The following is a 24,534-nucleotide window of genomic DNA, read 5'->3' as shown; positions in this document are numbered from 1 at the left end:
CATGAAATCGATTTTGGTTCCGGTTGGCCAGCAGGATTGCAGGTCATCCCTGATGCTCGCGGCGGAGGTGGCGAAACATCTCGGAAGCCTCATCGAAGGCATCCCCCTCCGCGAGCCGCCTGTCCCGAGCGTGGACTGGGGCATGGGCAGTGCATTCGTGATCGAGGAGCCGGCGCCGGACGACGACCATGTGGAAGCGGAGGCGCGCACGCAATTCCTTGCGGCGATGGCCGCAGGCGGGGTTTCCGTCTCCGCCGGGCCCCCGCCCGCCGGCGGCGCGGCCGCGATCTGGAACGAGACGAAGCCGATCGGCAATCACGGGCTCGGCCGCCTCGCGCGGGCCTTCTCGCTCACCTGCATTCCGCATCCGGCCAGGCGACCAAATGCGATGGCGACCTTCGAGGCGGCGCTGTTCGAAAGCGGCGGGCCGATCATGATGGCGCCGAACGATTGCCCCATCCGCGTCGGCGGCTGCTACGCGCTGGCCTGGAACGGCAGCGACGAGACGGCGCGCACGCTCACCTTTGCGATGCCGCTGCTGCGGCAGGCCGCGCGGCTGGTGATCCTTGCCGACGAATCGGGGCAGTTCGCCTCGCCCTCCGGCGGGCAGATCCGGCGCAAGCTCGCGCTCGAGGGCATCGAGGCCGATCTCAGGCTGCTGCCCGAGGGGAGCGTGATGTCCGGCAAGACGATCCTCGAGGCCGCCGAGGCGGAAGGCTGCGACATCCTCATAAAGGGCGCCTATACCCAGAGCCGCCTCCGGCAGATCATCTTCGGCGGCGCAACGCAGCACATTCTCGGGAATGCCCGGATGCCGCTGTTCATGGCGCATTGAGGCCCGATACACTCGGGATACGACATGTCCGCCGCCGAACGGCCCTTGCCCTTTCCGTGCGAATGCGAAGGATGGGGCAACGGACCGGCTTCGCGGAGGGGAAATGTCCCGCAACAAGACCTCGCGCCAGCAGCGCATCCTCGCCGAGCTGGAGCAGACCCCGTCGCTCAGGGTAAATGAGCTCGCCGAACTCATGGATGTATCCCCGGAAACGATCCGGCGCGATCTCGACGCCCTCTCCCATGACGGCCTCATCGACCGGACCTATGGCGGGGCGCTGCGCCGGCGACCGCTCGAACCGAATGTGAGCGAGCGGCATACGTTCCGGGTTGCCGAGCGGGAGTCGATGGCGCGCCGCGCCCGGCCGCTGCTCGGGGAAAGCAGGCATCTGATGATCGGCTCGGGCGCGACGACGATGCACATGGCCCGCCGCATCGCCGTCGAGATGAAGAACGTCACCGTGATCGCGCATTCCTTCGGCGTCGCCACCGTTCTCTCGCTCAACCCCACCATCACCGTGCTGATGGCGCCCGGCATCTACCACCCCGGCGAAGGCGGCATGCACGGCTCCGCGACGATCCGCTTCCTGCAGGATTTCCGGGTGGACTGGGCCATTCTCGGCGCAAGCGGCCTCACGCCCGACGGCCCCGCGGATGCGCTCATCGAATCCGCGGATGTCTATGCGATGATGATGCGGCAGGCGACGCATACGCTGCTGCTTGCGGACAGCGGCAAGTTCGGCGGGAGCTTTCCGGCGCGCTGGGCCAAATGGACCGACATCGATGCGCTCGCGACCGATGCCGAGCCCGAAGGGGAACTGCGGGAGGCGATCCTCGCAGGCGGGACCCGGATCCACTGCGCCTAGGGCGCAATTCCTTTCCGGATCGGCTTCGTTCCGGACCGGCCTCGGCCCGGAACGAAGCAGACGCTCAATGCGGGGCAGCTTCCCCGACAGCGGCGCTGCCGCCCTGATGGACCTTGCCTTCCGCAATCCAGCGCGCCGCCAGGATCAGCGCGCCCATGGCGAAATCCTTGTCATGCGCCGTGACCATTTCCTGTGACAGCCGCCCGAGCTGTTCGAAGAAACGGTCCTTGCTCTCGTCTTCCTGGCTTCGTCCCATGATGTCCTCCTTATGGATGCCGGTTACTTGAACATGTTTTTCGGAAAGGCGACCAGCGCCACATTCCCGCGCGCCGTGCCGATTGCCATGTGCCGGCCGTCCCGCGACCAGGCGAGAGCGCGGACCGCCGCGCCATCGCCCGGGCGCACGACCAGTTCGTCGGCCTTGCCAACCTGCGCGATCTGCACGAGGCCGTTGGCATAGCCGAAGGCCGAGAGCGCGCGATCGGGATGGGTGGTGACGGCGTCGATTGCCGCGATGCCCGGACTGCCGGTGGCGATCGCCTGAACGCGCGCCGCGGCCTTCGGGGTCGCGGGCAGAGCCCATGCCGCGGGCCGCAGGCCGCCAGACGCGATCACCGCCCCTGCCACCTGGTTCAGCGCCAGATCGGCGCCGGGCGCCGGGCCCTCGATCCGTGCCTGTGCGCCCTCGGCCGGCCAGATCGCCTCGATACCGCCCTCCGCGCACCCGGCGATCAAGAGATCGCCCGCGGCACTCCAGCGCAGCGTCGACGGCTTGCCCTCGACGGCCAGCGACAGCACGGGCGCGGCGCCGCCGCTGCTCGACCAGATCGAGACGCCGCCCGCCTGCGCGATGGCGAGCGCCTGGCCGTCGGGCGAGAAGGCGATGCCTGAAACAGGGGCGTCCGTGTCGATCTCGGCAACCGTTTCGAGCGTGTCTTCGTCGAGAATGCAGACACCACCCGCCGTGGCGGCCGCAAGCCGGCCGGGCTGCCCGCCGCGGGGGGCGGCCCGGTCGAGCCCGAGGATGGCGCGGCCGTCGCCGGCGCGCAGGCGCACCACCTGACCGCGCGGCGTGATCTGAAGGATGCGGCCGTCCGACGTGCCCGCGGCAAAGCCCGTGTCGCGGAACGCGGCAAGGACGGGGGCGCCCTCGCCCAGAGGCTCGGTGCGGGCCAGCGGCGCCGGGGGCCGCTCCCGTGGCCGGATCGTCGTGCGCCCGGTCTCGAAATCGAGCCGCAGGCGCTTTTCCGGCGCCTCCTCGTCCTCGAGACGCGCCAGCGCCACGCTGCCATCCTCGAGCCCCGCGGCCACTGCGGATCCGTCCGCATTGAACAGCAGGGCTCCGACCGGAGAGCCGGCGCCCCATTCACGGGCCAGAAGATCATAGAGCGTCGGCGCCCTGGTCAATGTCTCTTCCAATTCGGATCTCCCTGTCATTTCATGGCCGCCGCAATCTCGCGATCGAGTGCATCCACCCGCCCTTCGAGATGCAGAAGCCTCGTTTCACATTCCGCGAGTGCCGCAAGCGCCGCCTCCTGCCGCTGGATCGCGGCTTCGAGCTCGCTCCGTGCTGCCGCGCTCTCGCCATCCTCCGCGATGGTCCGCTCGCAGGTCATTACGTCGATTTCCGCGCCGCCGACGTCCTGCACGAGGCGCACCTGGGTGCCGTTGAGCTCGACAAGCTGGCAGACGAGCTGGGTGCGCTCGATCATCACCGTCTGAAAGCTTCGCGATTGATCCGTCATGCCCCTCTCCTGTAGGTCTTCAGCCGGGGGAGCGGCCGAAGCGGCGCCCCGTTTCAGGACCGCGAGGAACGAACGCATGAACGCTGCATCCCGGGACCCGTTTCTCTCCGCCCTCGCCGGCGTGGCGGCCGACCGGCTGGGCGAGGATCACCCCTGCGCCCTGCTGGCGGCCGAAGCCGCGGCCGCGCCGGGAAGCCCGGTCGAGGCGGAGCTGCGCCAGGCAATAGATGAGCTCGATCCGGAGGTTCGGGACGGCCTCATGGCCGAGCTTCACCGGCGGATGCGCGAGGATCTGTCCTCGATCTGGGACCACCTGCCCGGCTATCGGCAGACCCGTCCGAACTGAGCGCGGCTCAGCCGTCATCGCCTGACCCTTCCCCTTCGCCCCTGGCGGCACGGGACGGCTCGAGGCTCGCGATGAGCGCCGGCAGGGCGTCCGCCTCCTCGGCGAAGCGGCGCTCGGCCAGCTCGATGTTGGCGACGAGCGCATCCCAGATATCCATCCGCAGCACCTGGAAGGAATCGCCCGTCAGCTCCTCGATCTCGCGGATCCGGAACTGCCGGGAGAGCGACATGCCGGTATAGACGAACTCCCGGAGTTCGGTGGCATGGCTGTCGATGAAGGCCTGGAGGAAGGGGTGGCGTTCGCGGGTCACGCCGCGCGCGGCGAGGCCGGCGGCGATGTGGTCCCGGAAGTGTACCTGAAGCAGGTGCTGGCTCTCGCCAAGAAACCGCATGAGGAACACGAGATCCTGCGGCGCCCGGCGCAGGATCGCCTCGGCGACGCGCTGGGGCTCCGAAGACGGGCCGAGTAATGTTGCATCCTTGTCGGACATGATCCGGCGGCGTTTCCCTGTCTGGCCCGGCCTTGGCGGCGGGTCCTTCGTTCTGGCGGGCACACGCCCCGGACACCTCCGAGTCGCTCCCCTTGCCAGTCACATAATAGTCACGGCATTTCGTCAAGTGAAGCTCATATATAATTGAAGTTTCTACATGAATTTTTACAGAGGTGTCCGCGGACAATACACGTACAGCTTCGGTGTATTTACATGTGTAACGCTTCTTTACAGTCCGAGGTGAACGGGAAGCATGCTTCGGAAGCCCTTGCCCCGAAAATGGCGCCGAGCGCGAAAAAAACATCCGCCCGATGCCCAAACCTGACTTTGCGATGCATCAAAAAGGGGCGCGTGCCGGAGCGAGGCGATCGCGCTGGGCCAAAAATTTTACCCGTAATTCAAATGCGTTAACCGGCCTTTTTTGGCACGCCGCGCCTGCTGCAAACGCGAATTCGCTTCCTGAAGCCCCGGCAACCGGCGGCTGTTATCACGCGACTTTTCCGGCCGAATTGTGGCCTTCGCGTCTCATTGCACCAAAGGAGGAGGCCGCAATCCGAAGACTGGCACGGTCCTTGCTTTGTTACGCTGCAGAAGAAGCCGGTCCCGCCACGACGCGGGATCTCGTGAAGAACGAAGGAAGGGAGGAGACATGCGGGGGCACTGCCTCGCTCCGGTCCCAGCGCAGCGCGCGGGACGGGAGCTTCCGGCGCCCACAGCGGCGCCCTCTCCCGGAACCTTTGCCGTGATCCGAACGGGCGGTCGCGCCGGCATGCCAGATGGCATCCGCGAACGGACCCCCGCACCTGCAACCGTCGGCACGGGCCGACGCAAAGCGACAACAAGGAGGCTGATGGCATGACGTCATTGACGCTCAACAAGATCACGTCACAACGCGGCATCTCGGTCGGGGAAGCGACGAAGAAGATTTCCGACCTGGGGTGGAATCCGACCTACGTTCAGGAAGCAAGCACCTTCCCGACCGACTACAAGATCACCAAGGCGCCGCGGGACCCGATGAAGCAGGTGCTGCGCTCGTATTTCCCGATGCAGGAGGAAAAGGACAACCGCGTCTACGGCGCGCTCGACGCCGCCCTTCGCGGCGACATGTTCCGCAACGTGGAGCCGCGCTGGGTCGAATGGATGAAGCTGTTCCTGGCGATCATCCCCTTCCCGGAAATCTCGGCCGCCCGCTCGATGGCCATGGTCGGACGTCTTGCGCCGGGTGAAGACCTGCGCACCGGCTTCACCATGCAGATGGTCGACGAGTTCCGCCATTCCACCATTCAGATGAACCTGAAGAAGTGGTACATGGAAAACTACATCGATCCGGCAGGCTTCGACATCACCGAAGAAGCCTTCGGCAAGTGCTATGCCACCACCATCGGCCGCCAGTTCGGCGAAGGCTTCATCACCGGCGACGTGATGACCTCCGCCTGCATGTATCTGACGGTGGTTGCGGAAACCGCCTTCACCAACACCCTCTTCGTGGCGATGCCCTCGGAAGCGGCCCGGAACGGCGACTATGCCCTCCCGACCGTCTTCCTCTCGGTGCAGTCGGATGAAAGCCGCCACATCGGCAACGGCCATTCGATGCTGATGGCGGCGCTGAAGGAGCCGGAGAACCACCTGCTGCTCGAGCGCGACCTGCGCTACGCCTTCTGGCAGAACCACGCCATCGTCGATGCCGCCATCGGGACGTTCATCGAATACGGCACCACCAACCGCGACAAGGACAAGGAATCCTACGCGGAAATGTGGCACCGCTGGATCTTCGAGGACTACTACCGGACCTACATGCTGCCGCTCGAGAAATACGGCATCACGGTGCATCACGACGACGTCCACGAAGCCTGGAACCGCATCACGAAGAAGATGTATGTCCACAAGGTCGCCCAGTTCTTCGCGGTCGGCTGGCCGGTGAACTTCTGGCGGATCGAGGCGCAGCGTGACGCCGACTTCGAATGGTTCGAGCACAAGTACCCGGGCTGGTATGCCGAGTTCGGCGACTTCTGGAAGTGGTACGACAAGCTTTCGAAGCCGGGCCAGAAGGTCATCACCTTCAACGAGGAAACCGGCTACGTCTACCCGCACCGCTGCTGGTCCTGCCTCGTGCCCTGCCTCATCCGCGAAGACATGGTCGTGGACGAGATCGACGGCAAGCTCCACACCTTCGCCCACGAGCTCGACCGCTGGACCGCGGTGGAAGCCTTCGCGGACGAATACCAGGGCCGCCCGACGCCTGCGATGGGCCGCTTCTCCGGCAAGCGCGAATGGGAAACCGTCTATCACGGATGGGATCTCGCGGACGCGATCAAGGATCTCAACTTCGTCCGCGAGGACGGCAAGACCCTGACCCCGCAGCCGCACCTGCGCTTCGACGACAAGGACATGTGGACGCTCGACGACGTGAGGGGCCACACGCTTCTCTCGCCGCTGACGCTGCTGCGCGAAATGTCGCCGGAAGATCGCCAGAAGCATATCGCCGAATACCAGGCGGGCTTCACCATCAATCCCTGCAACTGAGCGGGATCAACCGGGGGCCGCAACCGGCGGCCCCCACACCATCCGAAAAAAGCAGGAGTTCACCTCTGCACCGCGACGCTTTCGCCACCCCGCCGGGATAGGGCGGAAGACCGAAACCACGACAGAGACGTGAACGCCATCTGCGAACCCGTTCCCACCCCGGGGAACGGAACGGAGAGGATTTGGGAGGCAAGCACATGGGGGAAACCTATACCGTCCGTCTGGAACCGGTCGGGGTCGAATTCGAGGTCGAGGAGGACGAAACCGTACTCGATGCAGCGTTCCGCCAGGGGATCGCCCTGCCGCACGGATGCAAGGAAGGCCAGTGCTCGGCCTGCAAATGCGTCCTGCTCGATGGCGAAGTGGATATGCTGAAGTATTCGACCTTTGCCCTGAACGACAGCGAACGCGATACCGGGCATGTCCTGATGTGCCGCTCGCTCGCATTCACGGATCTCGAGATCGAGCTCCTGAATTATGACGAGGAGGTCCTGTCGAAATCCATCCCCGTCAAGGATTTCTCGGGCCGGATCGTCACCTTCGACCGCCTGACCCACGACATACGCGGAGTCGAGATCGAGATCGACTCCCCGTTGAAATTCTGGGCCGGCCAATATGTCGACATCACAGTCACCACGGAAGAAGGGGAGACGATTACGCGCTCGTTTTCCATGGCAAATCCGCCGAGCGAAACCACGAAACTCTCCTTCATCATCAAGAAGTACCCCGACGGAAAGTTCTCCAACCAGCTCGACTCCGGAGGAATCCGAAAGGGAGCCGAGGTGCGGGTCCGGGGACCTTACGGAATGTGCTTCCGGCGCGAAGGACGGGAAGGACCCGTGATCCTCGTCGGCGCGGGGTCGGGCATGTCGCCGGTCTGGTCGATCCTCAACGATCACCTGGCGAGCGGCGAGGACCGCCCGGTCTACTACTTCTACGGCGCGCGCTCCCGCGACGATCTCTTCAAGCTCGACGAGATTGCCGCGATCACCGATGCCCACCCGGAGGTGACCTTCATCCCCGTCCTCAGCCATGCGGATGACGACGCGGAATGGACCGGCGAGCGGGGCTTCGTGCACGAGGCCGTCGACCGCAAGCTGCGCGAACTCGGGATCGAGGGCGAGGGCGATGTCTATGCCTGCGGCCCGCCACCGATGATCGATGCGCTCACCCCGACCCTCTTCATGCTCGATTTCGATACCGAGCGTGTCTTCTACGACAAGTTCACCCCAACGTCCGGCGCGTCGGCCCAAGCGCATCCCGCCGCCGCGGCGGCCGAATAACCCAAAAAAGCAGGGAGAAACGACTATGCCAGCAACCTCAAGCTCCGTCGGCTCGGGAGCGGCCGGCGCCGCGATCTTCTCGGGCTCGACAAGCCGGAAATACCGGTATTTCGAGCCTCGCGGCAAGCGGGCGACCCATTACGAAGACGTCACCGTGGACGTGCAGCCCGATCCGGAGCGCTATCTGATCCAGGACTGGATCATCTCCTTCGCTGACGGCAAGGGCGCCTATGTCAAGGACAACACCCGCGCCCAGAGCTCCAACTGGCACGCCTTCCGCGCGCCGGACCAGGAGTGGGAACGCACACACTACCAGCGTCAGTCGCGCATCGAGACCATGGTGCAGAACGTCATCGCCAACGCCCGCCGCGCCGGCGCGCCGCAGACCTTCGACCGGGTCTGGCAGACGATCCTGCAGAAGCATCTCGGCGCCTGGAAGCATGCCGAATTCGGCCTCGGGACCTCGCTCATGCAGGCCCAGCGCTACGGCTACACCCAGATGATCAACAATGCGACGCTGACCAACTCGTCGTACAAGATGCGCCTCTGCCAGGACATCACGCTCTATCTCGCCGAGATCGGCATGGATATCGCGGGCTGGAATGACGAGCTCGGCAAGCAGACCTGGCTCGAGGACCCGATCTGGCAGCCGACGCGCGAAGCGATCGAGACGATCATGGGCACGACCGATTATCTCGAACAGTATTTCGCCATCAACATCATCTTCGAGCCTCTCGTGGGCGAACTCTTCCGCTCCGGTTTCCTCATGCAGGCTGCCGCGGCGAACAATGACTTCATCACGCCCCCGGTGATCTCGGCGGCCGAGGCCGATTACGAGCGCAATCTCGCGAACACGATCGACCTCATGTATCTGCTCGTGCACGACGAGCAGTACGGCCATGCCAACCGCGAGCTCTTCCAGAGCTGGGTGAAGACCCACGGCGCGCTCGCCGACAAGGCCGCCGCCGCGCTGCAGCCGATCTGGTCGCAGCCCCACTCCAAACCCGTCTCGTTCGAGCATGTGCGGACCGTGTCCCACGAGAGGATCGGCCAGATCCTCGGCGAACTTGGCCTCAGCCGCTGACTGGAGAACAGACCATGTCGACCACGGCCCGCGACTCCTCGAAGAAGAACATCTTCAAGTCGATGAAGGACATCACCTTCGAACAGACCATCTCGCATCAGTGCGGGGTGACCATGAATGACTCCGTCGAGGCACGCGCCATCGCCGAGTTCATGGCCCAGGATCCGAACGTGACGGTGACCTACAACCCTGCGCTCATCCGGATCGACGGCGAGGGCAAGCTGATCTTCAAGATGGACGAGATCAGCGAGTTCCTCGGCAAGGACATGACCGCCGAGATCTTCGAAGTGAACACCTCGACCCACTACGGGCGGATGGTGCGCGTCGACGACAACACGGTGATCCTCTTCGGCAACATGGACGAAGTGTTCGAATACATCTGATGCAAGGCGGGCCGGGTGAAAGCCCGGCCCTTCCGCAACGACATTTCGCGACCGGGCGGTGGGTGCGCGCGAGGCGCCGGGAGCCTGGAAGGACAAGGGAGGAAGCCATGTACAAGACGCCCGACGGGAAGGAAATCTTCGTCATCGACGGCCACATCCATTTCTGGGACGGAAGCCCGGAAAACCAGGCCAACATTCACGGCAAGCAGTTCATCGAGTGCTTCTATGCCTATCACACGGCGCTGAGCCCGAAGGAGCAGCTCTGGGAGAAATCGAAGTTCGAGAAATACAGCGAAGACGATCTCTATCGCGATCTCTTCATCGACGGCCCCGATGACATGGCGATCATCCAGACAACGGTGCTCAGCGATTTCTACAAGACCGGTTTCGGCTGCATCCAGCGCGCCACCGACATGGCCGCCCGCGCCAAGGACCGCTTCATCGTCAACGGCTCCTTCGATCCGCGCGACGGCGAGAAGGCGCTCGAATACATCCACTTCATGAAGGAGACCTACGACATCACGGGCGTGAAGATGTACACGGCCGAGTGGAACGGGGCCTCGAAGGGCTGGCGGCTCGACGATCCGCAGGCCTATCGCTGCTTCGAGCTCTGCGAGAAGCTCGGCATCAAGAACATCCATGTCCACAAGGGCCCGACGATCATCCCGCTCAACAAGGATGCCTTCGACGTCCATGACGTCGACCACGCGGCGACGGATTTTCAGGGGCTCAACTGGATCGTCGAGCATTGCGGGCTGCCGCGCCTCGACGATTTCTGCTGGATCGCGGTGCAGGAAACGAATGTCTACGGCGGTCTCGCGGTCGCCCTGCCCTTCATCCATGGCCGGCCGCGCTATTTCGCCGAGGTGATCGCGGAGCTGCTGTTCTGGGTCGGCGAGGACAAGATCCTCTTCGGGTCCGACTATGCGATCTGGACCCCGCAGTGGCTCGTCGACAAGTTCTGGAACTTCGAGCTGCCCGAGGACATCAAGCAGGAGCGCGGCGTCGACCTCACGCCCGAGATCAAGGAGAAGATCCTCGGCCTCAACGCGGCGAAGCTCTACAACATCGACATCGAGGCGAAGCGCAAGGCGTTTGCGCAGTCTCCTGTCCAGATCGCGGCAGAGTGATCGCCATGGACGTGCCGGCACGCAACACGCGACAGGAAGGTCAGGTCTGGGATCGCCTGGCCCGGGTCGCAGATCCGGAGCTTGACGAGCCGATCACCGACATGGGGTTCGTCGAGCGTGTGGCGATCGTCGGGCGCGAGGCGGTGGAGGTGGATTTCCGCCTCCCCACCTACTGGTGCTCGCCGAATTTCGCCTTCCTGATGGCGGACGGCATCCGCCGCGAGGTCGGTTCGCTCCCCTGGGTGCGGCGCGTCCGGGTCAGGCTCCATGACCACATGTTCGCTGAACGTGTGAACAACGGGGTCAATGAAGCACAGGATTTCGCGGATATCTTCCGCGAACTCTCCGATGGCGACGATCTCGACGCGGTACGCGCGAAATTCGAGGAGAAGGCGTTCCAGCGGCGTCAGGAGTGCCTGATCGAGGCGCTCGTCGCGGAGGGCTTCCCGGCGTCGGGGATCGTTGCGATGACGCTCGCCGACCTCGACGCCCATGCCTTCGCCGACACGGCGGCAGCTGCGCAGAAGCCCCGTTACCGCGCGCTGCTCCTCGAGCTCGGGCTCGCCTGGGGCTCGGACGATCTCGCCTTCCGCCGCTATGACGGCAGCGCGATCACCGAGGCAGGCTTTGCCGAGCACATGGCCGCACTCCGGGCCGTGCGCATCAACATGGAGTTCAACGGCGCGCTCTGCAGAGGCCTGCAGGGCACCCGTTACAAGGAGGTCGACCGGAGCGGAAAGGAACCCGAACTGGTCGACTTCATCCTCGGCCGTGTCCCGCCGCGCGCGGACCGGCCCGGGCAGACGATGACGAACTGAAACAATCCGCGGGACAGGCGGAAGGAACTGGACCGGCGGGGCGCCGGTCCGAGGGAGGAAGACATGCCCAAACTCATGCTGCACAACAGCGAGGCGCGACGCGCGCTCGCACGCGGGGTCGCACGGCTCTCCGCCGCGGTCGAACCGACGCTGGGACCGAAGGGGCTCAACGCGATGATCGACCGCCCCGTGGGCTCGCCGATGATCACCCGCGACGGCGTCTCGATCGCCTCCGAAATCGAGCTCCCGGACCGTTTCGAGAACATGGGCGCCCAGGTGACCCGCGAAGTCTCGATGCAGACCAACGATGTTGCGGGCGACGGTACCACGACCGCGATCGTGCTGGCCAACGCGCTCATCCAGCAGGGTGTTGCCGCGGCCGAAACCGGGATCAAGACGGTCGATCTCTGCCGCGGGATCGACCTGGCCGTGGCGCGCATCGTGGAGACGCTGCGCGCCTCCGCCCGGAAGGCCAGCGACGATCCGAAGATCCTGACCGCCGTGGCGACGATCGCCGCAACCGATCCGAAGCTCGGCGCGCTGGTGGCCGAAGCCTATTCGCGGGTCGGGCCGGAAGGGGTCATCACCACGGAATACGGTGTGACGACGGAGACGACGCTCGAGGTCGTTGAGGGCATGTCCTTCGAGCGCGGCTATCTCTCGCATCACATGGTGACCGATGCCGACCACATGGAGGCCGTGCTCGAGAGGCCGCTCATCCTGCTGACCGACCAGAAGATCCTCGATCCGGCAGCGCTCGATCCGGCGCGCAAGATCGCCGATGACGAGGGGCGGCCGCTGCTCATCGTCGCCGAGGAGGTTTCCCCCGACGTGGTGGTGACGCTGCTCGAGGCCGCGAAGCCCGGCAAGTATCTCATCGTGCATCCCCCGGAATACGGCCACTGGCGCCGGGCGATGATGGACGATATCGCGATCCTGACCGGCGGCCAGGTTCTGGCCCGCGATCTCGGCAAGCGCGTCGAGAACGTGACACGCGCTCAGCTCGGCGCCGCCGATCGCGTTCGCACCACCTCCTCCCACACCACGATCCTGCGCGGCGAGGGCGACCAGAAGATCATCGCGGCCCGCCGGGCCCAGGTTCAGCGGCAGTATGACATCGCGCCGCCGAACATCGAGCAGGACAAGCTGCGCGAGCGGCTTGCCAAGCTCTCCGGTGGAACGGCGGTGATCCTGGCCGGCGGGGTGACGCCGGTCGAGCAGAAGCGCACGATCCAGCTCATCGAGGACTCGCTGCATGCGGTGCGCGCGGCAGCGGAGGAAGGCGTCGTTGCCGGTGGTGGCTCCGCGCTGACCCAGGCGGCCCCGGCCCTCGACAGCCTGCTTGCGGAGACCACCGGGGATGTCGCGGAAGGCGTGAAGCTCGTCCGTTCGATCCTCTCCCGGCCCCTGGCCCGGATCGCGACCAATGCGGGCGGCAACCCGGAGGCGGTCATCGAGGAAGTAACGCGCGTCAATGGCGGGCACGGGTTCGACGCCGCGACCGGCCGGTTCCAGAACATGTATGACGCCGGCATCGTCGATCCGGTCCGGGTGACCACCTCGGCGCTCCGGAACGCCGCCTCGGTCGCGACGCTCATTCTCACCACCGAGACGCTGATCGGCGATCTCGCGGAGGACGAGGAGGATCCGACCGCCGGCCCGGCCCGCGGCGGCGGCGCCGAGCTGCTCGGCCGGCCCTGAGCCCCTTCTGAACAGCTGATGCGCAGGCGGCCTGGAGCGCCGCCTGTTCCGACCCAGGAAAGGAAGACGCGATGAAAGCCGCGAGACTATACGAGTACGACGCCGCCATGAACGTCGAGCTCAAGATCGAGGACGTTCCTCCTCCCACGATCAACGGGCCCGACGAGGTTGTCGTCAGGGTCGGTGCGGCCGGCCTCTGCCGCACCGACCTCCATATCATCGAGGGTGTCTGGAAGGACATCATGGACCAGGATGGCAGCCTCCTGCCCTATATCATGGGGCACGAGAACGCCGGATGGGTCGAGGACGTCGGCTCCAACGTGAAGTCGGTGAAGCCTGGTGACGCGGTCATCTGCCACCCGTTGCGGACCTGCGGCATCTGCCTCAACTGCCACTACGGCCACGACATGTATTGCGAGCACGGGCAGTTTCCGGGCCTCGGCCTCAATGGCGGCTTCGCGGAATACTTCCTGACCAACGAGCGCTCCCTCATCAAGCTCAACACCAACATCGCGCCGCTCGACGTCGCGCCGATGGCGGATGCGGGCATCACCGCCTACCGTGCGGCGAAGCGCGCGGCCGGTCTCCTGCGGCCGGGCGCCTATTGCGCGGTGCTGGGCGTGGGGGGGCTGGGCCATATCGCGCTCCAGTGTCTCCAGGAGATCTCGGGCTGCCGGACCATCGCCATCGACCGTGAGCCCGGTGCGCAGCAGCTCGCCAAGGATCTCGGCGCCGATTTCGTGCTCGACGGCGGGCCGAACGTCATCGAGGAGGTCAAGCAGATCACCGGCGGCGGCGCGCATGTGGTGATCGACTTCGTCGGCGAGCTCGGGGTCGAGAACATCTGCTGGAAGATGTTGCGCCAGGGCGGCGAGATGATCGTCGTCGGCTACGGCGGCAAGATCGAGATCCCGACGCTCGAACTGGTGGCCAACGAGATCAAGATCGGTGGCAGCCTCGTCGGTGACTACACCGAGCTGGTCGAGCTCATGGAGCTCAATGCCGATGGCAAGGTGAAGATGCACTACAGCCAGTACAAGCTCGAGGACATCAATACCGCGATCGACGACTTCAAGCATCGCCGCTTCACCGGCCGGGGCGTGATCGTTCCCTGAGCCCAGCGCGGGCCGGCATACCAAGACAGGACCGGGCGCCTCACCGGAGGCGCCCGGCAGGCGGGGCAGCATTCCTGCATCCGGCGGCGGATCCGGGTGGCAGGAGAGACCGGCGTGTTTCGCCGGGAAAAAAAGCATCCGCAGGAGAAGGGAAGACGCTCATGGCTGCCAAGATGAAGGCCGCAATCTTTGTTGAGAAGGGAAGGATTGTCCTCGACGACAAGCCGGTGCCGGACATCGGACCGATGGACGCGCTTGTCCGCATCACCACCACGACAATCTGCGGCACGGATGTCCATATCCTGAAGGGCGAATACCCCGTCGAGAAGGGTCTGACCATCGGTCACGAGCCGGTAGGGGTCATCGAGAAGCTCGGCAGCGAAGTGAAGGGATTCCGCGAGGGGCAGCGCGTGATTGCGGGCGCCATCACGCCCTCGGGCTGGAGCCATGCCTGTCTCTGCGGCTTCTGCTCGCAGGACGGCGCGGGCACCAAGCACGGCTGGAAGCCCATGGGCGGCTGGCGCTTCGGCAACACCATCGACGGCTGTCAGGCGGAATACGTGCGTGTGCCGGATGCCATGACCAACCTCGCGCCGATCGCGGACGGGATCTCCGACGAGGAGGTGCTGATGTGCCCCGACATCATGTCGACGGGGTTCGCGGGGGCCGAGAACGGCAACATCAAGATCGGCGACACGGTTGCGGTCTTCGCCCAGGGGCCGATCGGGCTTTGCGCCACGGCCGGCGCGAAGCTGATGGGGGCAACGCGGATCATCGCGGTCGATCGGGTTCCGGAGCGGCTCAAGATGGCGCGCCAGCTTGGCGCGGATGTCACGGTGGACTTCAGCGCGCAGGATCCCGTGGCGGCGATCATGGAGCTCACCGATGGGCGCGGCGTCGATGTCTCGATCGAGGCGCTTGGACTTCAGGCGACCTTCGAGGCTGCGCTGCGCGTGCTGCGGCCCGGCGGCACGCTCTCGAGCCTCGGGGTCTATTCCAGTGACCTGCGGATTCCGCTCGATGCCTTCGATGCCGGTCTGGGCGAGAAGTCCATCCGCACGGCGCTCTGCCCCGGCGGCAAGGAACGCATGCGGCGGATGATCGAGGTGATCGGCTCGGGCCGTGTCGACCTCAAGGGGCTCGTCACCCACCGCTTCACGCTCGACCAGATCGAAGATGCCTATGAACTCTTCGCGAACCAGCGCGATGGGGTGCTAAAGGTGGCTGTCACGCCCTGACACGGTCCAGGGCCCCTGCACCACCGGAACGGCCCGCCCGAGGACAGGCGGGCCGTTTCCTTTCCCGTATCGTGAAATCGGCTCGTGACAACTGCGATGACGAAGCCGCCCGGCTCCGGCGCGGTCTATTCGTAGACGCGGCGGATGTCGTAGAGGCGCATCTTGCGGTATAGCGTCGGCCGCGAGATGCCCAGGGTCGCAGCGACCCGGCTGAGATTGCCTTTCTCCGCCCGGATCGTGTTGCGGATCGCTTCCTCCTCGAGATCCTCGAGACTGCGCGCGCCGTCCTCCGGACGTGCCTTGGCCGCAGCACCGCCCTGGCCCGCCGCCCGCATCTCGGGCGGCAGATCCTCGAGCGAAACGTCGCGGCCGCGCACAAGGAGGTAGAGCCGTTCGATCAGGTTGCGCAGCTCGCGCACGTTGCCCGGCCAGCCATAGGCGCGCATGAGCTCGCGCACCTCGTCCGGGAAATGCAGCAGCGGCCGGTTCTGACGCTCGGAGAATTCCAGGCTGAAATGTTCGGCAAGGGTCAGGATGTCGTCGCCCCGCTCCCGGAGCGGCGGCACGTGGATGGTGACCGTGCCGAGACGGTAGTAGAGGTCGCGGCGGAAGCGGCCCTGTTCCACCTCGGCCAGCAGATCCCGGTTGGTGAGAGCGACGAGCTGCACGTCCACTGGCCTACGGCGGCTGTCACCGATGCGCCAGACCGCGCGCTGCTCAAGCACCCGCAGGAGATAGGGCTGCATGTCCTGCGGCATCTCGCCGATCTCGTCGAGACAGAGCACCCCCTTGTCGGCGAGCTCGAACTTGCCGGGTTTGCCCTCGCGCACCGCGCCGGTAAAGGCGCCGGCAACGTGGCCGAAGAGTTCGGCCCCGATGAGATCGCGGGAGATGGCGCCGCAATTGAGCGCGACAAAGGGGGCGGCCTTGCGCGCCTCTGCATGCACAAGGCGCGCGAAGAGCTCCTTGCCGACACCTGTCTCGCCCTGCACGAGCACCGAGGCGCCTGCCTCCGCGGCCCGGCGCGCCAGATCGATGGCCGCCGCCAGCTTCGGGCAGTCGCCGACGATCTCGACCGGCAGCTTGCGCGCTGGTGCCGCGCGCTCGGCCCGGCGCGTGCTCGGCCCGTCGCCCGAGATGATGAGCGCGGTGCCGCGCACCTCACCGTCAAGCCGCAGGAAGCTCACGCCGCGGGGCTCGAGGAAGCAGGGCAGCGCCGCCGCGATCTCGGCCTCGCTGCGGACGCGGGAGGGATCGACGAGCCGCTGCCCCATGGCAAAGGCGCCGGCGTTCTGCGTCGCCTTGGGCATGTTGCGGTTGTATACGACGCGGCCATAGCGATCGAGCAGCACGACCCCGTCCCGCTCGCCGCGCGCCGGGCCGGACTCGATGAAGGCCTCGAGGAGACGGGCGCGCTCCTGCTGCTGCCTCTCGCCCAGCACACGCTGGATCTCGCTGGCCGCGGCGGCCACCAGCGCGGTGTTGTGGCGGCGGAAGATCTCGGTCGGCCCGGACAGATCGACGACACCGATGACGCTTTGATCGAAGGGATCGCGGATCGGCGCGCCGGCGCAGGTCCAGCACTTGATCCCGGCACAGAAGTGCTCGGAGGCATGCACGAAGATCGGACAGCCCGTGCGGAGCGCGGTGCCGATGCCGTTCGTGCCGATCGCGTCCTCACCCCAGACGCCACCGATCTCGAGGTGGATCTCGCGGCCGTCGTCGAGCGTGCGCTCGTCGCCGATGGTCTCGATGATGACACCGTTGCCGTCCGTGAGGATCAGCATGGCGTCGGAGCCTTCGAGGAGCTTGCCGATCTGGGAAAACGCCCCGCGTGCCGCTTCGCGCAGATCGCGATTGGCGTGTTTCAGCCGCGAGATGGCCTCGCTGCGGTAGGGCATTGGGGCTTCATTGGCCTGGGCATCGATACCTGAGCTCGAACTCCGGCTCCAGGATTGCAGGATCTCTTTCCGGACCGGGCATGCGCCTTCCGGAAGGACGCGGTTGTTGATGAGAAACTTCTCCCACGCACGCATCGTCTCCCGTTCATCATACTCGTACTGGGCTGCGCGGAGATGACCAAGACCATTGGTTGGGATAGCAGATTTCGCCATGACAACTCTAGCTGACTGTGCCGCACGCACCGCCCGGGCCATCAGGATCCGGAAGGTGCCGCTGCGGCGTCGCGGGCAGTATGCCGGCCCTTGCGGACCTAGGTGAGGCCGAGCCTCGCGCCGATGTCGGCCGCAAGGCTCTTTTCCGGATAGGAGCCTCCCACCATCACGCCATCGAGATCGGCAAGCGCCGCCGAAAGCTCTTCGTCCATCTCGGAAAAGAAGCCGTTCTGCTTCCGCGCCAGCCGGAAATGCCGCTGGCCGCCCTCCCGGCGGATTTCCCCGAGAAACTCGAGCTGCCGGCCCGAATTCATGTCCGCCATCACGACGCGGTTGTTGACGCTGATGCGGATGAAGGGTTTCGCCTCGTCCTTCGCCCGCGGCGCCTTGAGATCATGCGTGATAAGACCGCTGGCTTCCGGAGCCTTTGGTACCTTCGGCCGGGTCAGGCCGGCAGAGTATCCGCCGCCGCTCAGATTGTCGGCAAGCTTGCGGATCGTCGCGCTGTTTTCCGAGATCAGGCGACGTGCTGCCACATCCTCGCGCCGGGGACCGTCCCGCCTGGAAATGATATCGACCATGTTTCCTCCCTGGTTGGCGCCTGCGCTTGTTTGTCTTGCCGCCTCCCTTGCAAGGAAGATTCGGCCTGCAGGTCGTCTCCATCTCCGCGGTCAGGCGGAGCAATGTATCATGCACGCATGTTCAGGATTCCTCCATACCTCCATTCTGGTTAGAGGCACGGCGATCCCTCCGCGAAGGCAGGACGAGACGGCGAAAACACGGGCCTGCCCGCTGTCTGACGACACCGGGCCTTCCGCGTCATGATCTCTCGATCCAACCAATCCCACACCTGCCGATTCGCGGCCATGCAAGACACTAGCGCGGCGGCCAGACCCTCGGGTGGTAGTCTTGTACTACGCACAGGGTCGCGATCGACAAGCGGCGTTTCGCGTTCGCCGGCACCCGGCGGATCAGTCGTTCCGGCCTGTGATCGGCAGCATCTCCGACTGCGGACTGCGCGCGAGATGGGTAAGACAGGCGCAGCGAAGCAGCGAGGTGAAGTTGCGCGCTTCGCCGTAGCGCTCGATGACTTCGGCATGCAGCGTCGAGACGAACTGCGGCGTCGAGTGTCCTTCGGCGCCCGCAAGCGCGTCGAGCACGTTCCAGAACGCCCGCTCGAGACGGATCGATGTGCTCTGACCATCGAGGCGCATCGAGCGCGTCTGGCTCTCGTAGAAGTTGGGATCCTCCCCAACGAAGAGCTTGCACATCCGATATCCTCCCTGATGACCGGTACTGCGCGGATATTTTATTGGCGGATGACAGGACAGGCCCGAAACCCGCGCGTGCAATCTACCGTTTTCGCGCAGCCGCGTCGAGCACGGGCCCGCCCGGACGGCGCTGATGCGCCAATCCTTCCGGGCGGGCCCGCGGAGTCCGCCTCGTCTTCAGAGACGGCGACCAGGGGTAAGGCCGGCGACCTGTGCGGCGATGGACGCCGCATCGATTCCGAAGTGGCGGTAGAGGTCACCGATCGTGCCGGTCTGGCCGAAATGCTCGACGCCGAGCGGAATCGTCCGATGCCCGGCCACCGCGCCAAGCCAGGAGAGCGTCGCCGGATGGCCGTCAATCACGGTGACGAGGCTGCAATGCGGCGGCAGCGCCCCGAGCAGCCTTTCGGCATGGGAGCGGGCCTCAGCATTGCCGCGGGCACGGGCCCGTTGCGCGGCGGTCCAGCCCGCGTTGAGACGATCGGCCGAGGTCACGGCGAGCACACCCACATCGCGCCGCCCTTCCGCGATGCGGGCGGCGGCCTTTATCGCTTCACCGGCGACGACGCCCTGGTAGGCGATCACCACTTCGGCGCCCGGCCCCGGCTCGCGGAGCCAGTAGGCGCCGTCGATCGCGCCTTGCCGGAACGCGCCGTCGGTGGCGCGGTGGGGCTGTTCGAGCGGGTTGGTGCTGAGGCGGAGATAGACCGAGCCGCCGGTCTCGTCCCGGAGCCAGGTCCGCTCGTCGGGGTCGCCCTCGCCGTCCCGCTGGAGATAGTCGAAGGCCCATTCGAGGATCACGCCAAGTTCGTCGGCAAAGGCGGGCTCGAAGGCGGCGAGGCCATCCTGGCTCATGCCGATGAGCGGCGTGCCGATGGACTGGTGCGCGCCCCCCTCGGGGGCAAGGGTGACACCCGAGGGCGTCCCCACGATGATGAAGCGCGCATCCTGGTAGCAGGCATAGTTGAGCGCATCGAGGCCGCGGGCGACAAAGGGATCGTAGACCGTGCCGATCGGGATGAGGCGCTTGCCGAAGAGCGAGTGCGAGAGCCCGGCAGCGCCGAGCAGGAGGAAAAGGTTCATCTCGGCGATGCCGAGCTCGACATGCTGGCCTTCGGGGGTGAACTCCCATTTGGCGAGCGAGGGGATGTTGAGCGCACGGAAGGTATCGGGCCGGGCGTCGCGCGCGAAGAGCTTGCGGCGATTGACCCACGGGCCGAGGCTGGTGGTCCCGGTCACGTCGGGCGAGGTGGTGAGGATGCGGGCCGCGAGGTCGCTTTCCCCCTTCGCAAGCCCGTCAAGGAGCTTGCCGAAGGCCGCCTGTGTCGAGATCTCGGCCTCGCCGCCCGCCGCGACGGCGGGCACGGCCAGGCGATCGTCGTGAAAGCGGCGGCGGCCGGCGGCAAAGAATGGCACCTCGGCAAGGAACGACCGGAGCCCATCCGGATCAGCGACCGTTGCGAAGGCATCCCATTCCGCGCCTGCGGGCACACCCATCCGCTTCTGCCACTCCGCCATCTGCGCGCCGGTCATCAGCCCGCCATGGTTGTCCTTGTGGCCCGAGATCGGCGTTCCCCAGCCCTTTACCGTATAGGCGAGGAAGCAGGTCGGGCGATCGTGGTCGATGGCGGCAAAGGTCTCGGCCATGGTCTCGACGCAATTCCCGCCGAGGTTCTCCATCAGCGCCGCAAGCTCCGCATCGCTGCGGCGGTCGATGAGGGCGGAGACATCGCCCTGATCGCCGAGATCCTCCATGAGACGCGCGCGCCACGCCGCCCCCCCCATGTAGTTGAGTGCCGCATATTCGCTGTTGGGGCAGCGATCGATCCAGTCGCGCAACCCCTGCCCGCCCGGCTCCTCGAAGGCTGCACGCTGGAGGGTGCCGTATTTCACCTTCACCACGTCCCAGCCGAAGGCATCGAAGATCTTCTCGATGCGCTGGAACAGGCCCTCGTGCAGAATGCCGTCGAGCGACTGGCGGTTGTAGTCGATGATCCACCAGGTGTTGCGCAGGCCGTTCTTCCAGCCTTCCTGCAGGCATTCGTAGATGTTGCCCTCGTCGAGCTCCGCATCGCCGACGAGCGCCACCATCCGGCCGAGCGGGCGGTCGCCGCCCCAGGATTTCGCCGCGATGTAATCCTGCACGATCGAGGCAAACGAGGTGATCGCGACGCCGAGGCCGACGGAGCCGGTGGAAAAATCCACATCGTCCACATCCTTGGTCCGCGACGGATAGGACTGGACCCCGCCATAGCCGCGGAAGGCCTCGAGCTTCTCGCGGGTCTGCTGCCCCACGAGATACTGGATCGCATGAAAGACAGGCGCGGCATGCGGCTTCACCGCAACCCGGTCCTCGGGGCGCAGGGCGGAGAAATAGAGCGCCGTCATGATCGAGACCATGGAGGCCGAGGACGCCTGATGGCCGCCGATCTTGATCGCGTCCTCCTTCGGGCGGATGTGGTTCGCATTGTGGATCATCCAGTGCGACAGCCACAGGAGGCGTTGTTCGATGATCTTGAGCGTCGTGTCGGTCATGTGGCGTTTCCCCGCTGTTTCGCGCGAGCTTAGCGGAAGACGGGAGAGCGGTTCAGGGCAATTGACAGCGCCAGAACCACTAATGTTAGAGACTTCCACCAACGGAACAGGAGTTTGTGATGGATCCCGCCAACCTGGACGAGTTCGATGTTCGGATCCTGCGCATGCTCTCGCGGGACGGGCGGATCCCGGTTCAGGCCCTGAGCGATGCGGTGGGGCTCAGCCCGACACCGGTCGCGCGCCGCCTCCGGCGGCTCGAGGAGGCGGGGATCATCAAGGGCTACACGGCGGTGATCGACGAGCACGCTCTCGGCTTCGAGACCTCGGTCTTCGTATCGGTCAAGCTTGAACGCCAGATCGACAACGCGCTCTCGACCTTCGAGACCGCGATTGCGGCCTTTCCGGAGGTGGTCGATTGCTGGCTGATGACTGGGAACCGCGACTATCTGCTGCGGGTGGTGACGCGGAGCATGGCGGAATTCGAGGCGTTTCTTGTCGGGCGGCTGACGAAGGTCCCGGGCGTGGCCGAAATCGAATCCTCGATCCCGCTCAGGCGTGTGAAGTCGGCCCTTGCCCGCACGCTCTGAGACGCGCGCAGGCCCGGCCCCCTTCAGGGGAGGGTGTGACCCCTCCCCGCTCTGTCAGGCAGCACCCCTCGTGGCAAGCATCTGGGCGCCCGGAAGCTCGATATTGATCTCGAGGCTCGACATGTCGTCGCCACGCTCCAGCTTGATGTCGACGGTATCGCTGTCGACCTGCATGTGGCGCTTGATGACCTCGAGAATCTCCTTCTGAAGGATCGGAAGGAGCTCCGAATTCGAGCGGTCGACACGTTCATGGGCGAGAAGGATCTGCAGCCGTTCTTTCGCGGTCTGCGCGGTGTTGCTGGCCTTGCGCGGCTTGAAGGAGAATCCAAACATGTCAGGCCGTCCGTCCAAGCAGGCGCTGGAAGAGGCTGGGCCGCTCTGCCATCTGGATCCGCATCTCGATCTGCTCGCCGATGAGGCGTGAAACCGCATCCTCATAAGCCTTGCCCGCACCGGATTTCTCGTCGAGCACGACCGGCATGCCCACGTTGGACGCGCGCAGGACCGTGGTGCTCTCCGGGATGATCCCGAGAAGCGGAATGGCAAGGATCTCGAGCACATCCTCGACCTTCATCATCTCGCCCTTGGCGACACGCTGCGGGTCGTAGCGGGTGAGAAGCAGGTGCGACTTGATCCCCTCCTCGCCGCTCTTTTCCGCACGCGCCGTCTTGCTGTTCAGAAGCCCGAGCACCCGGTCGCTGTCACGCACCGACGAGACTTCGGGGTTCGTCACGACCACGGCTTCGTCGGCATAATACATCGCAAGATGCGCGCCGCGCTCGATGCCGGCCGGACTGTCGCAGACGATATAGTCGAAATCGTCCCGCAGCTCGTCGAGCACCGCCTTCACACCCTCGCGGGTGAGGGCGTCCTTGTCCCGGGTCTGGGAGGTCGGCAGGATCGAGAGGGTTTCGAGACGCCTGTCCTTGATGAGCGCCTGCTTGAGCTTGGCGTCCCCCTGGATGACGTTGATGAAGTCGAAGACCACGCGGCGCTCGCACCCCATGATCATGTCGAGATTGCGCAGACCCACATCGAAATCGATGACGACGGTCTTGTGGCCGCGCATCGCGAGGCCCGCGCTGATGGCGGCCGCCGAAGTGGTCTTGCCGACACCGCCCTTGCCGGAAGTGACAACGATGATCTTGGCCAAGAAATGCTCCTCTCTGCTTATAGGTTTATTTGAGGGCTTCCACGCACAGCGTGTCCTCCCTGAGAAACGCCTGTATGCGCTGCTTTCGAACCTCGGGGCCGAGGTCTTCACTGGTCCGGTAGAGGCCCGCGATCGCAATGAGCTCCGCGTCCAGACTCTGACAGAAGATGCGTGCGCTCCGGTCGCCGTTGACACCCGCAAGCGCCCGGCCCCGGAGGCGGCCATAGACGTGAATGTTGCCATGCGCGATCAGTTCGGCACCGGAACTGACCGGGGCGACGACCACGAGATCCCCGCGGTCGGCAAAGATGCGCTGGCCGGAGCGGACGGGCTCCGTCAACACGAGCGCCGAGACGGGCTCGGGTTCGGGCTCCGATGCTGGCGCAGGTTGCGGTGCCGCGACCGGCGCGGCGGCAATCGGCGCCACGGCGGGCGCGCTGCGGCCACGCTGCGCGATGTAGGGCACGTCCCGCCCCCCCTGGAGCAGTACGAGGCCCGACGCGAGCGCAGCCTCCTTCTGTTCGGCGCTGCCGTTCTGGACACCGAAGATCGAGAGCCCCCGCTCGCGCAGCCCCTTCAGAAGCGCGTCGAGCTCGCCATTCGCATCGGGCCCTTCCGCACGATCGAGATCGATGACGAAGGGGGCGTTGGCAAAGAAATCGGGCGTCTGCCGCAATTGCTGATCGAGCGCCTCGTAGAAGGCATCTCCCGGCGCCCCGGCGGGCCGGAGAACCACCGCTGTGAAGGACCGGCTACGGATCTGAAATGGCTTCATGGACGCGATAGCCGCGCCACCCCCATCCTTTGCACTTAATGGTTGCACGCTCGCCCCAATGCCTCTGTTTTGTATCGTGCATGATGGTTAATGCACGCCATGATTGACTCATCTCTACCCGTGCGGCAAGTCCCGGTCTAGTACAATGAGCGTGACTTCTGCGCTTATCTGCCGCTTCCGGGGCGTTTTCCCGGGCTCCGCGGCGCATCTGGACCGATATTTTGCCGATTTCGGCGCAAGTTACCCGAACGCCCCGCTCACTTGAGCTGGCTGTCCTTCGAGCCCCGGCGGTTGATCCCACCGCGCAGCATCGGCCGCGCATCGCGCTCCTGCTGACATTCGATGCAGAGCTTGACGCCCGGGATCGCCTGGCGGCGCGCCTCGGGGATCGGCTCCTCGCACTCGGCGCAATGGGTGAGGCTTTCACCGGCCAGACGCCGGCGGGCCTGCATCCGCTTGAGCTCGTCCTCGATCGACGCCTCGATCTGTTCGTTGACCGCACCGTCGCGCGCCCATCCTCCGGCCATGCCACCTCCTCCGCTC

General features: G+C 65.5%; 25 protein-coding genes. 13 read left to right on the top strand and 12 right to left on the bottom strand.

What is annotated here, in order from left to right; genetic code table 11:
- The first annotated feature begins 1 nt into the window (after position 1).
- Positions 2-835: a universal stress protein gene (locus tag ACF66B_RS18755; RefSeq protein WP_111428855.1), complete on the top strand. Its 834-nt coding sequence runs from the start codon at positions 2-4 to the stop codon at positions 833-835.
- 103 nt (positions 836-938) lie between these two features.
- Positions 939-1,700 (top strand): DeoR/GlpR family DNA-binding transcription regulator, encoded by a 762-nt coding sequence (locus tag ACF66B_RS18750; RefSeq protein ID WP_111428856.1) that lies wholly within the window; start codon positions 939-941, stop codon positions 1,698-1,700.
- A 64-nt stretch (positions 1,701-1,764) separates the two neighbouring features.
- Here ACF66B_RS18750 and ACF66B_RS18745 read toward each other — a convergent pair whose 3' ends face one another.
- From ACF66B_RS18745 to ACF66B_RS18735, 3 genes are read right to left on the bottom strand one after another with little or no spacing between them, the layout of a single operon-like run.
- Positions 1,765-1,956: a hypothetical protein gene (locus tag ACF66B_RS18745; RefSeq protein ID WP_111428857.1), complete on the bottom strand. Its 192-nt coding sequence runs from the start codon at positions 1,954-1,956 to the stop codon at positions 1,765-1,767.
- A 23-nt stretch (positions 1,957-1,979) separates the two neighbouring features.
- Complete coding sequence (locus tag ACF66B_RS18740) at positions 1,980-3,119, bottom strand: WD40 repeat domain-containing protein (RefSeq protein WP_162683178.1); 1,140 nt, start codon at positions 3,117-3,119, stop codon at positions 1,980-1,982.
- Positions 3,120-3,133: 14 nt separating this feature from the next.
- A complete protein-coding gene (locus ACF66B_RS18735; RefSeq protein WP_111428859.1) occupies positions 3,134-3,445 on the bottom strand; it encodes a hypothetical protein in 312 nt (103 codons plus the stop codon).
- Between the two features lie 76 nt (positions 3,446-3,521).
- On the opposite strand from ACF66B_RS18735, the gene ACF66B_RS18730 reads away from it, so the two are divergent.
- Positions 3,522-3,791 carry a hypothetical protein gene (locus tag ACF66B_RS18730; protein WP_111428860.1) on the top strand — a complete coding sequence of 90 codons (270 nt, stop codon included), beginning with the start codon at positions 3,522-3,524 and terminating at the stop codon, positions 3,789-3,791.
- Between the two features lie 7 nt (positions 3,792-3,798).
- Here the strand turns inward: ACF66B_RS18730 and ACF66B_RS18725 are convergent, their stop codons facing one another.
- A complete protein-coding gene (locus tag ACF66B_RS18725) occupies positions 3,799-4,281 on the bottom strand; it encodes a hypothetical protein (protein ID WP_111428861.1) in 483 nt (160 codons plus the stop codon).
- Between the two features lie 855 nt (positions 4,282-5,136).
- On the opposite strand from ACF66B_RS18725, the gene ACF66B_RS18720 reads away from it, so the two are divergent.
- The 9 genes from ACF66B_RS18720 to ACF66B_RS18680 all read left to right on the top strand — a co-directional run bounded on the left by ACF66B_RS18720 (position 5,137) and on the right by ACF66B_RS18680 (position 15,556).
- The gene (locus tag ACF66B_RS18720; RefSeq protein ID WP_111428862.1) at positions 5,137-6,804 is read left to right on the top strand and encodes an aromatic/alkene/methane monooxygenase hydroxylase/oxygenase subunit alpha; all 1,668 of its coding nucleotides are present in this window, start codon (positions 5,137-5,139) and stop codon (positions 6,802-6,804) included.
- A 197-nt stretch (positions 6,805-7,001) separates the two neighbouring features.
- Positions 7,002-8,087 carry a 2Fe-2S iron-sulfur cluster binding domain-containing protein gene (locus tag ACF66B_RS18715; protein WP_111428863.1) on the top strand — a complete coding sequence of 362 codons (1,086 nt, stop codon included), beginning with the start codon at positions 7,002-7,004 and terminating at the stop codon, positions 8,085-8,087.
- Between the two features lie 25 nt (positions 8,088-8,112).
- A complete protein-coding gene (locus tag ACF66B_RS18710; protein WP_111428864.1) occupies positions 8,113-9,171 on the top strand; it encodes an aromatic/alkene monooxygenase hydroxylase subunit beta in 1,059 nt (352 codons plus the stop codon).
- Between the two features lie 14 nt (positions 9,172-9,185).
- Positions 9,186-9,554, top strand: a complete 369-nt coding sequence (locus ACF66B_RS18705; RefSeq protein WP_111428865.1) for an MmoB/DmpM family protein — start codon at positions 9,186-9,188, stop codon at positions 9,552-9,554.
- Positions 9,555-9,661: 107 nt separating this feature from the next.
- On the top strand, positions 9,662-10,684 hold the full coding sequence (locus ACF66B_RS18700) for an amidohydrolase family protein (RefSeq protein ID WP_111428866.1): 1,023 nt from the start codon (positions 9,662-9,664) through the stop codon (positions 10,682-10,684).
- Between the two features lie 5 nt (positions 10,685-10,689).
- Complete coding sequence (locus tag ACF66B_RS18695; protein ID WP_111428867.1) at positions 10,690-11,502, top strand: iron-sulfur cluster assembly protein; 813 nt, start codon at positions 10,690-10,692, stop codon at positions 11,500-11,502.
- A gap of 63 nt (positions 11,503-11,565) precedes the next feature.
- Positions 11,566-13,203, top strand: coding sequence for a molecular chaperone GroEL (locus ACF66B_RS18690; RefSeq protein ID WP_111428868.1), 1,638 nt, complete (start codon positions 11,566-11,568; stop codon positions 13,201-13,203).
- 71 nt (positions 13,204-13,274) lie between these two features.
- Positions 13,275-14,318, top strand: coding sequence for an NAD(P)-dependent alcohol dehydrogenase (locus tag ACF66B_RS18685; protein WP_111428869.1), 1,044 nt, complete (start codon positions 13,275-13,277; stop codon positions 14,316-14,318).
- Between the two features lie 161 nt (positions 14,319-14,479).
- A complete protein-coding gene (locus ACF66B_RS18680; protein WP_111428870.1) occupies positions 14,480-15,556 on the top strand; it encodes an NAD(P)-dependent alcohol dehydrogenase in 1,077 nt (358 codons plus the stop codon).
- Positions 15,557-15,681: 125 nt separating this feature from the next.
- Here ACF66B_RS18680 and ACF66B_RS18675 read toward each other — a convergent pair whose 3' ends face one another.
- The 4 genes from ACF66B_RS18675 to ACF66B_RS18660 form a co-directional block, all read right to left on the bottom strand.
- Complete coding sequence (locus ACF66B_RS18675; protein WP_111428871.1) at positions 15,682-17,670, bottom strand: sigma-54-dependent Fis family transcriptional regulator; 1,989 nt, start codon at positions 17,668-17,670, stop codon at positions 15,682-15,684.
- Positions 17,671-17,768: 98 nt separating this feature from the next.
- Positions 17,769-18,251 (bottom strand): hypothetical protein, encoded by a 483-nt coding sequence (locus tag ACF66B_RS18670; protein ID WP_111428872.1) that lies wholly within the window; start codon positions 18,249-18,251, stop codon positions 17,769-17,771.
- Positions 18,252-18,641: 390 nt separating this feature from the next.
- Positions 18,642-18,941, bottom strand: coding sequence for a ribbon-helix-helix domain-containing protein (locus tag ACF66B_RS18665; RefSeq protein WP_111428873.1), 300 nt, complete (start codon positions 18,939-18,941; stop codon positions 18,642-18,644).
- Positions 18,942-19,118: 177 nt separating this feature from the next.
- A complete protein-coding gene (locus tag ACF66B_RS18660) occupies positions 19,119-21,476 on the bottom strand; it encodes a transketolase (RefSeq protein WP_111428874.1) in 2,358 nt (785 codons plus the stop codon).
- 119 nt (positions 21,477-21,595) lie between these two features.
- Here ACF66B_RS18660 and ACF66B_RS18655 point away from each other — a divergent pair, with 119 nt between their 5' ends.
- Positions 21,596-22,063 (top strand): Lrp/AsnC family transcriptional regulator, encoded by a 468-nt coding sequence (locus ACF66B_RS18655; protein ID WP_111428875.1) that lies wholly within the window; start codon positions 21,596-21,598, stop codon positions 22,061-22,063.
- A 54-nt stretch (positions 22,064-22,117) separates the two neighbouring features.
- Here the strand turns inward: ACF66B_RS18655 and minE are convergent, their stop codons facing one another.
- The 4 genes from minE to ACF66B_RS18635 all read right to left on the bottom strand — a co-directional run bounded on the left by minE (position 22,118) and on the right by ACF66B_RS18635 (position 24,518).
- The gene (gene minE, locus ACF66B_RS18650) at positions 22,118-22,396 is read right to left on the bottom strand and encodes a cell division topological specificity factor MinE (RefSeq protein ID WP_111428876.1); all 279 of its coding nucleotides are present in this window, start codon (positions 22,394-22,396) and stop codon (positions 22,118-22,120) included.
- Between the two features lies 1 nt (position 22,397).
- Positions 22,398-23,216: a septum site-determining protein MinD gene (gene minD, locus ACF66B_RS18645; protein WP_111428877.1), complete on the bottom strand. Its 819-nt coding sequence runs from the start codon at positions 23,214-23,216 to the stop codon at positions 22,398-22,400.
- Between the two features lie 25 nt (positions 23,217-23,241).
- Positions 23,242-23,991, bottom strand: coding sequence for a septum site-determining protein MinC (gene minC, locus ACF66B_RS18640; RefSeq protein ID WP_111428878.1), 750 nt, complete (start codon positions 23,989-23,991; stop codon positions 23,242-23,244).
- 257 nt (positions 23,992-24,248) lie between these two features.
- A complete protein-coding gene (locus ACF66B_RS18635) occupies positions 24,249-24,518 on the bottom strand; it encodes a DksA/TraR family C4-type zinc finger protein (protein WP_111428879.1) in 270 nt (89 codons plus the stop codon).
- Positions 24,519-24,534: the final 16 nt, after the last annotated feature.

The organism is Amaricoccus sp. B4, from assembly GCF_043226085.1.
Classification (GTDB): domain Bacteria; phylum Pseudomonadota; class Alphaproteobacteria; order Rhodobacterales; family Rhodobacteraceae; genus Amaricoccus.
The sequence above is the reverse complement of the archived record's forward strand: the minus strand, read 5'-3'. Positions and strand labels throughout refer to the sequence as shown.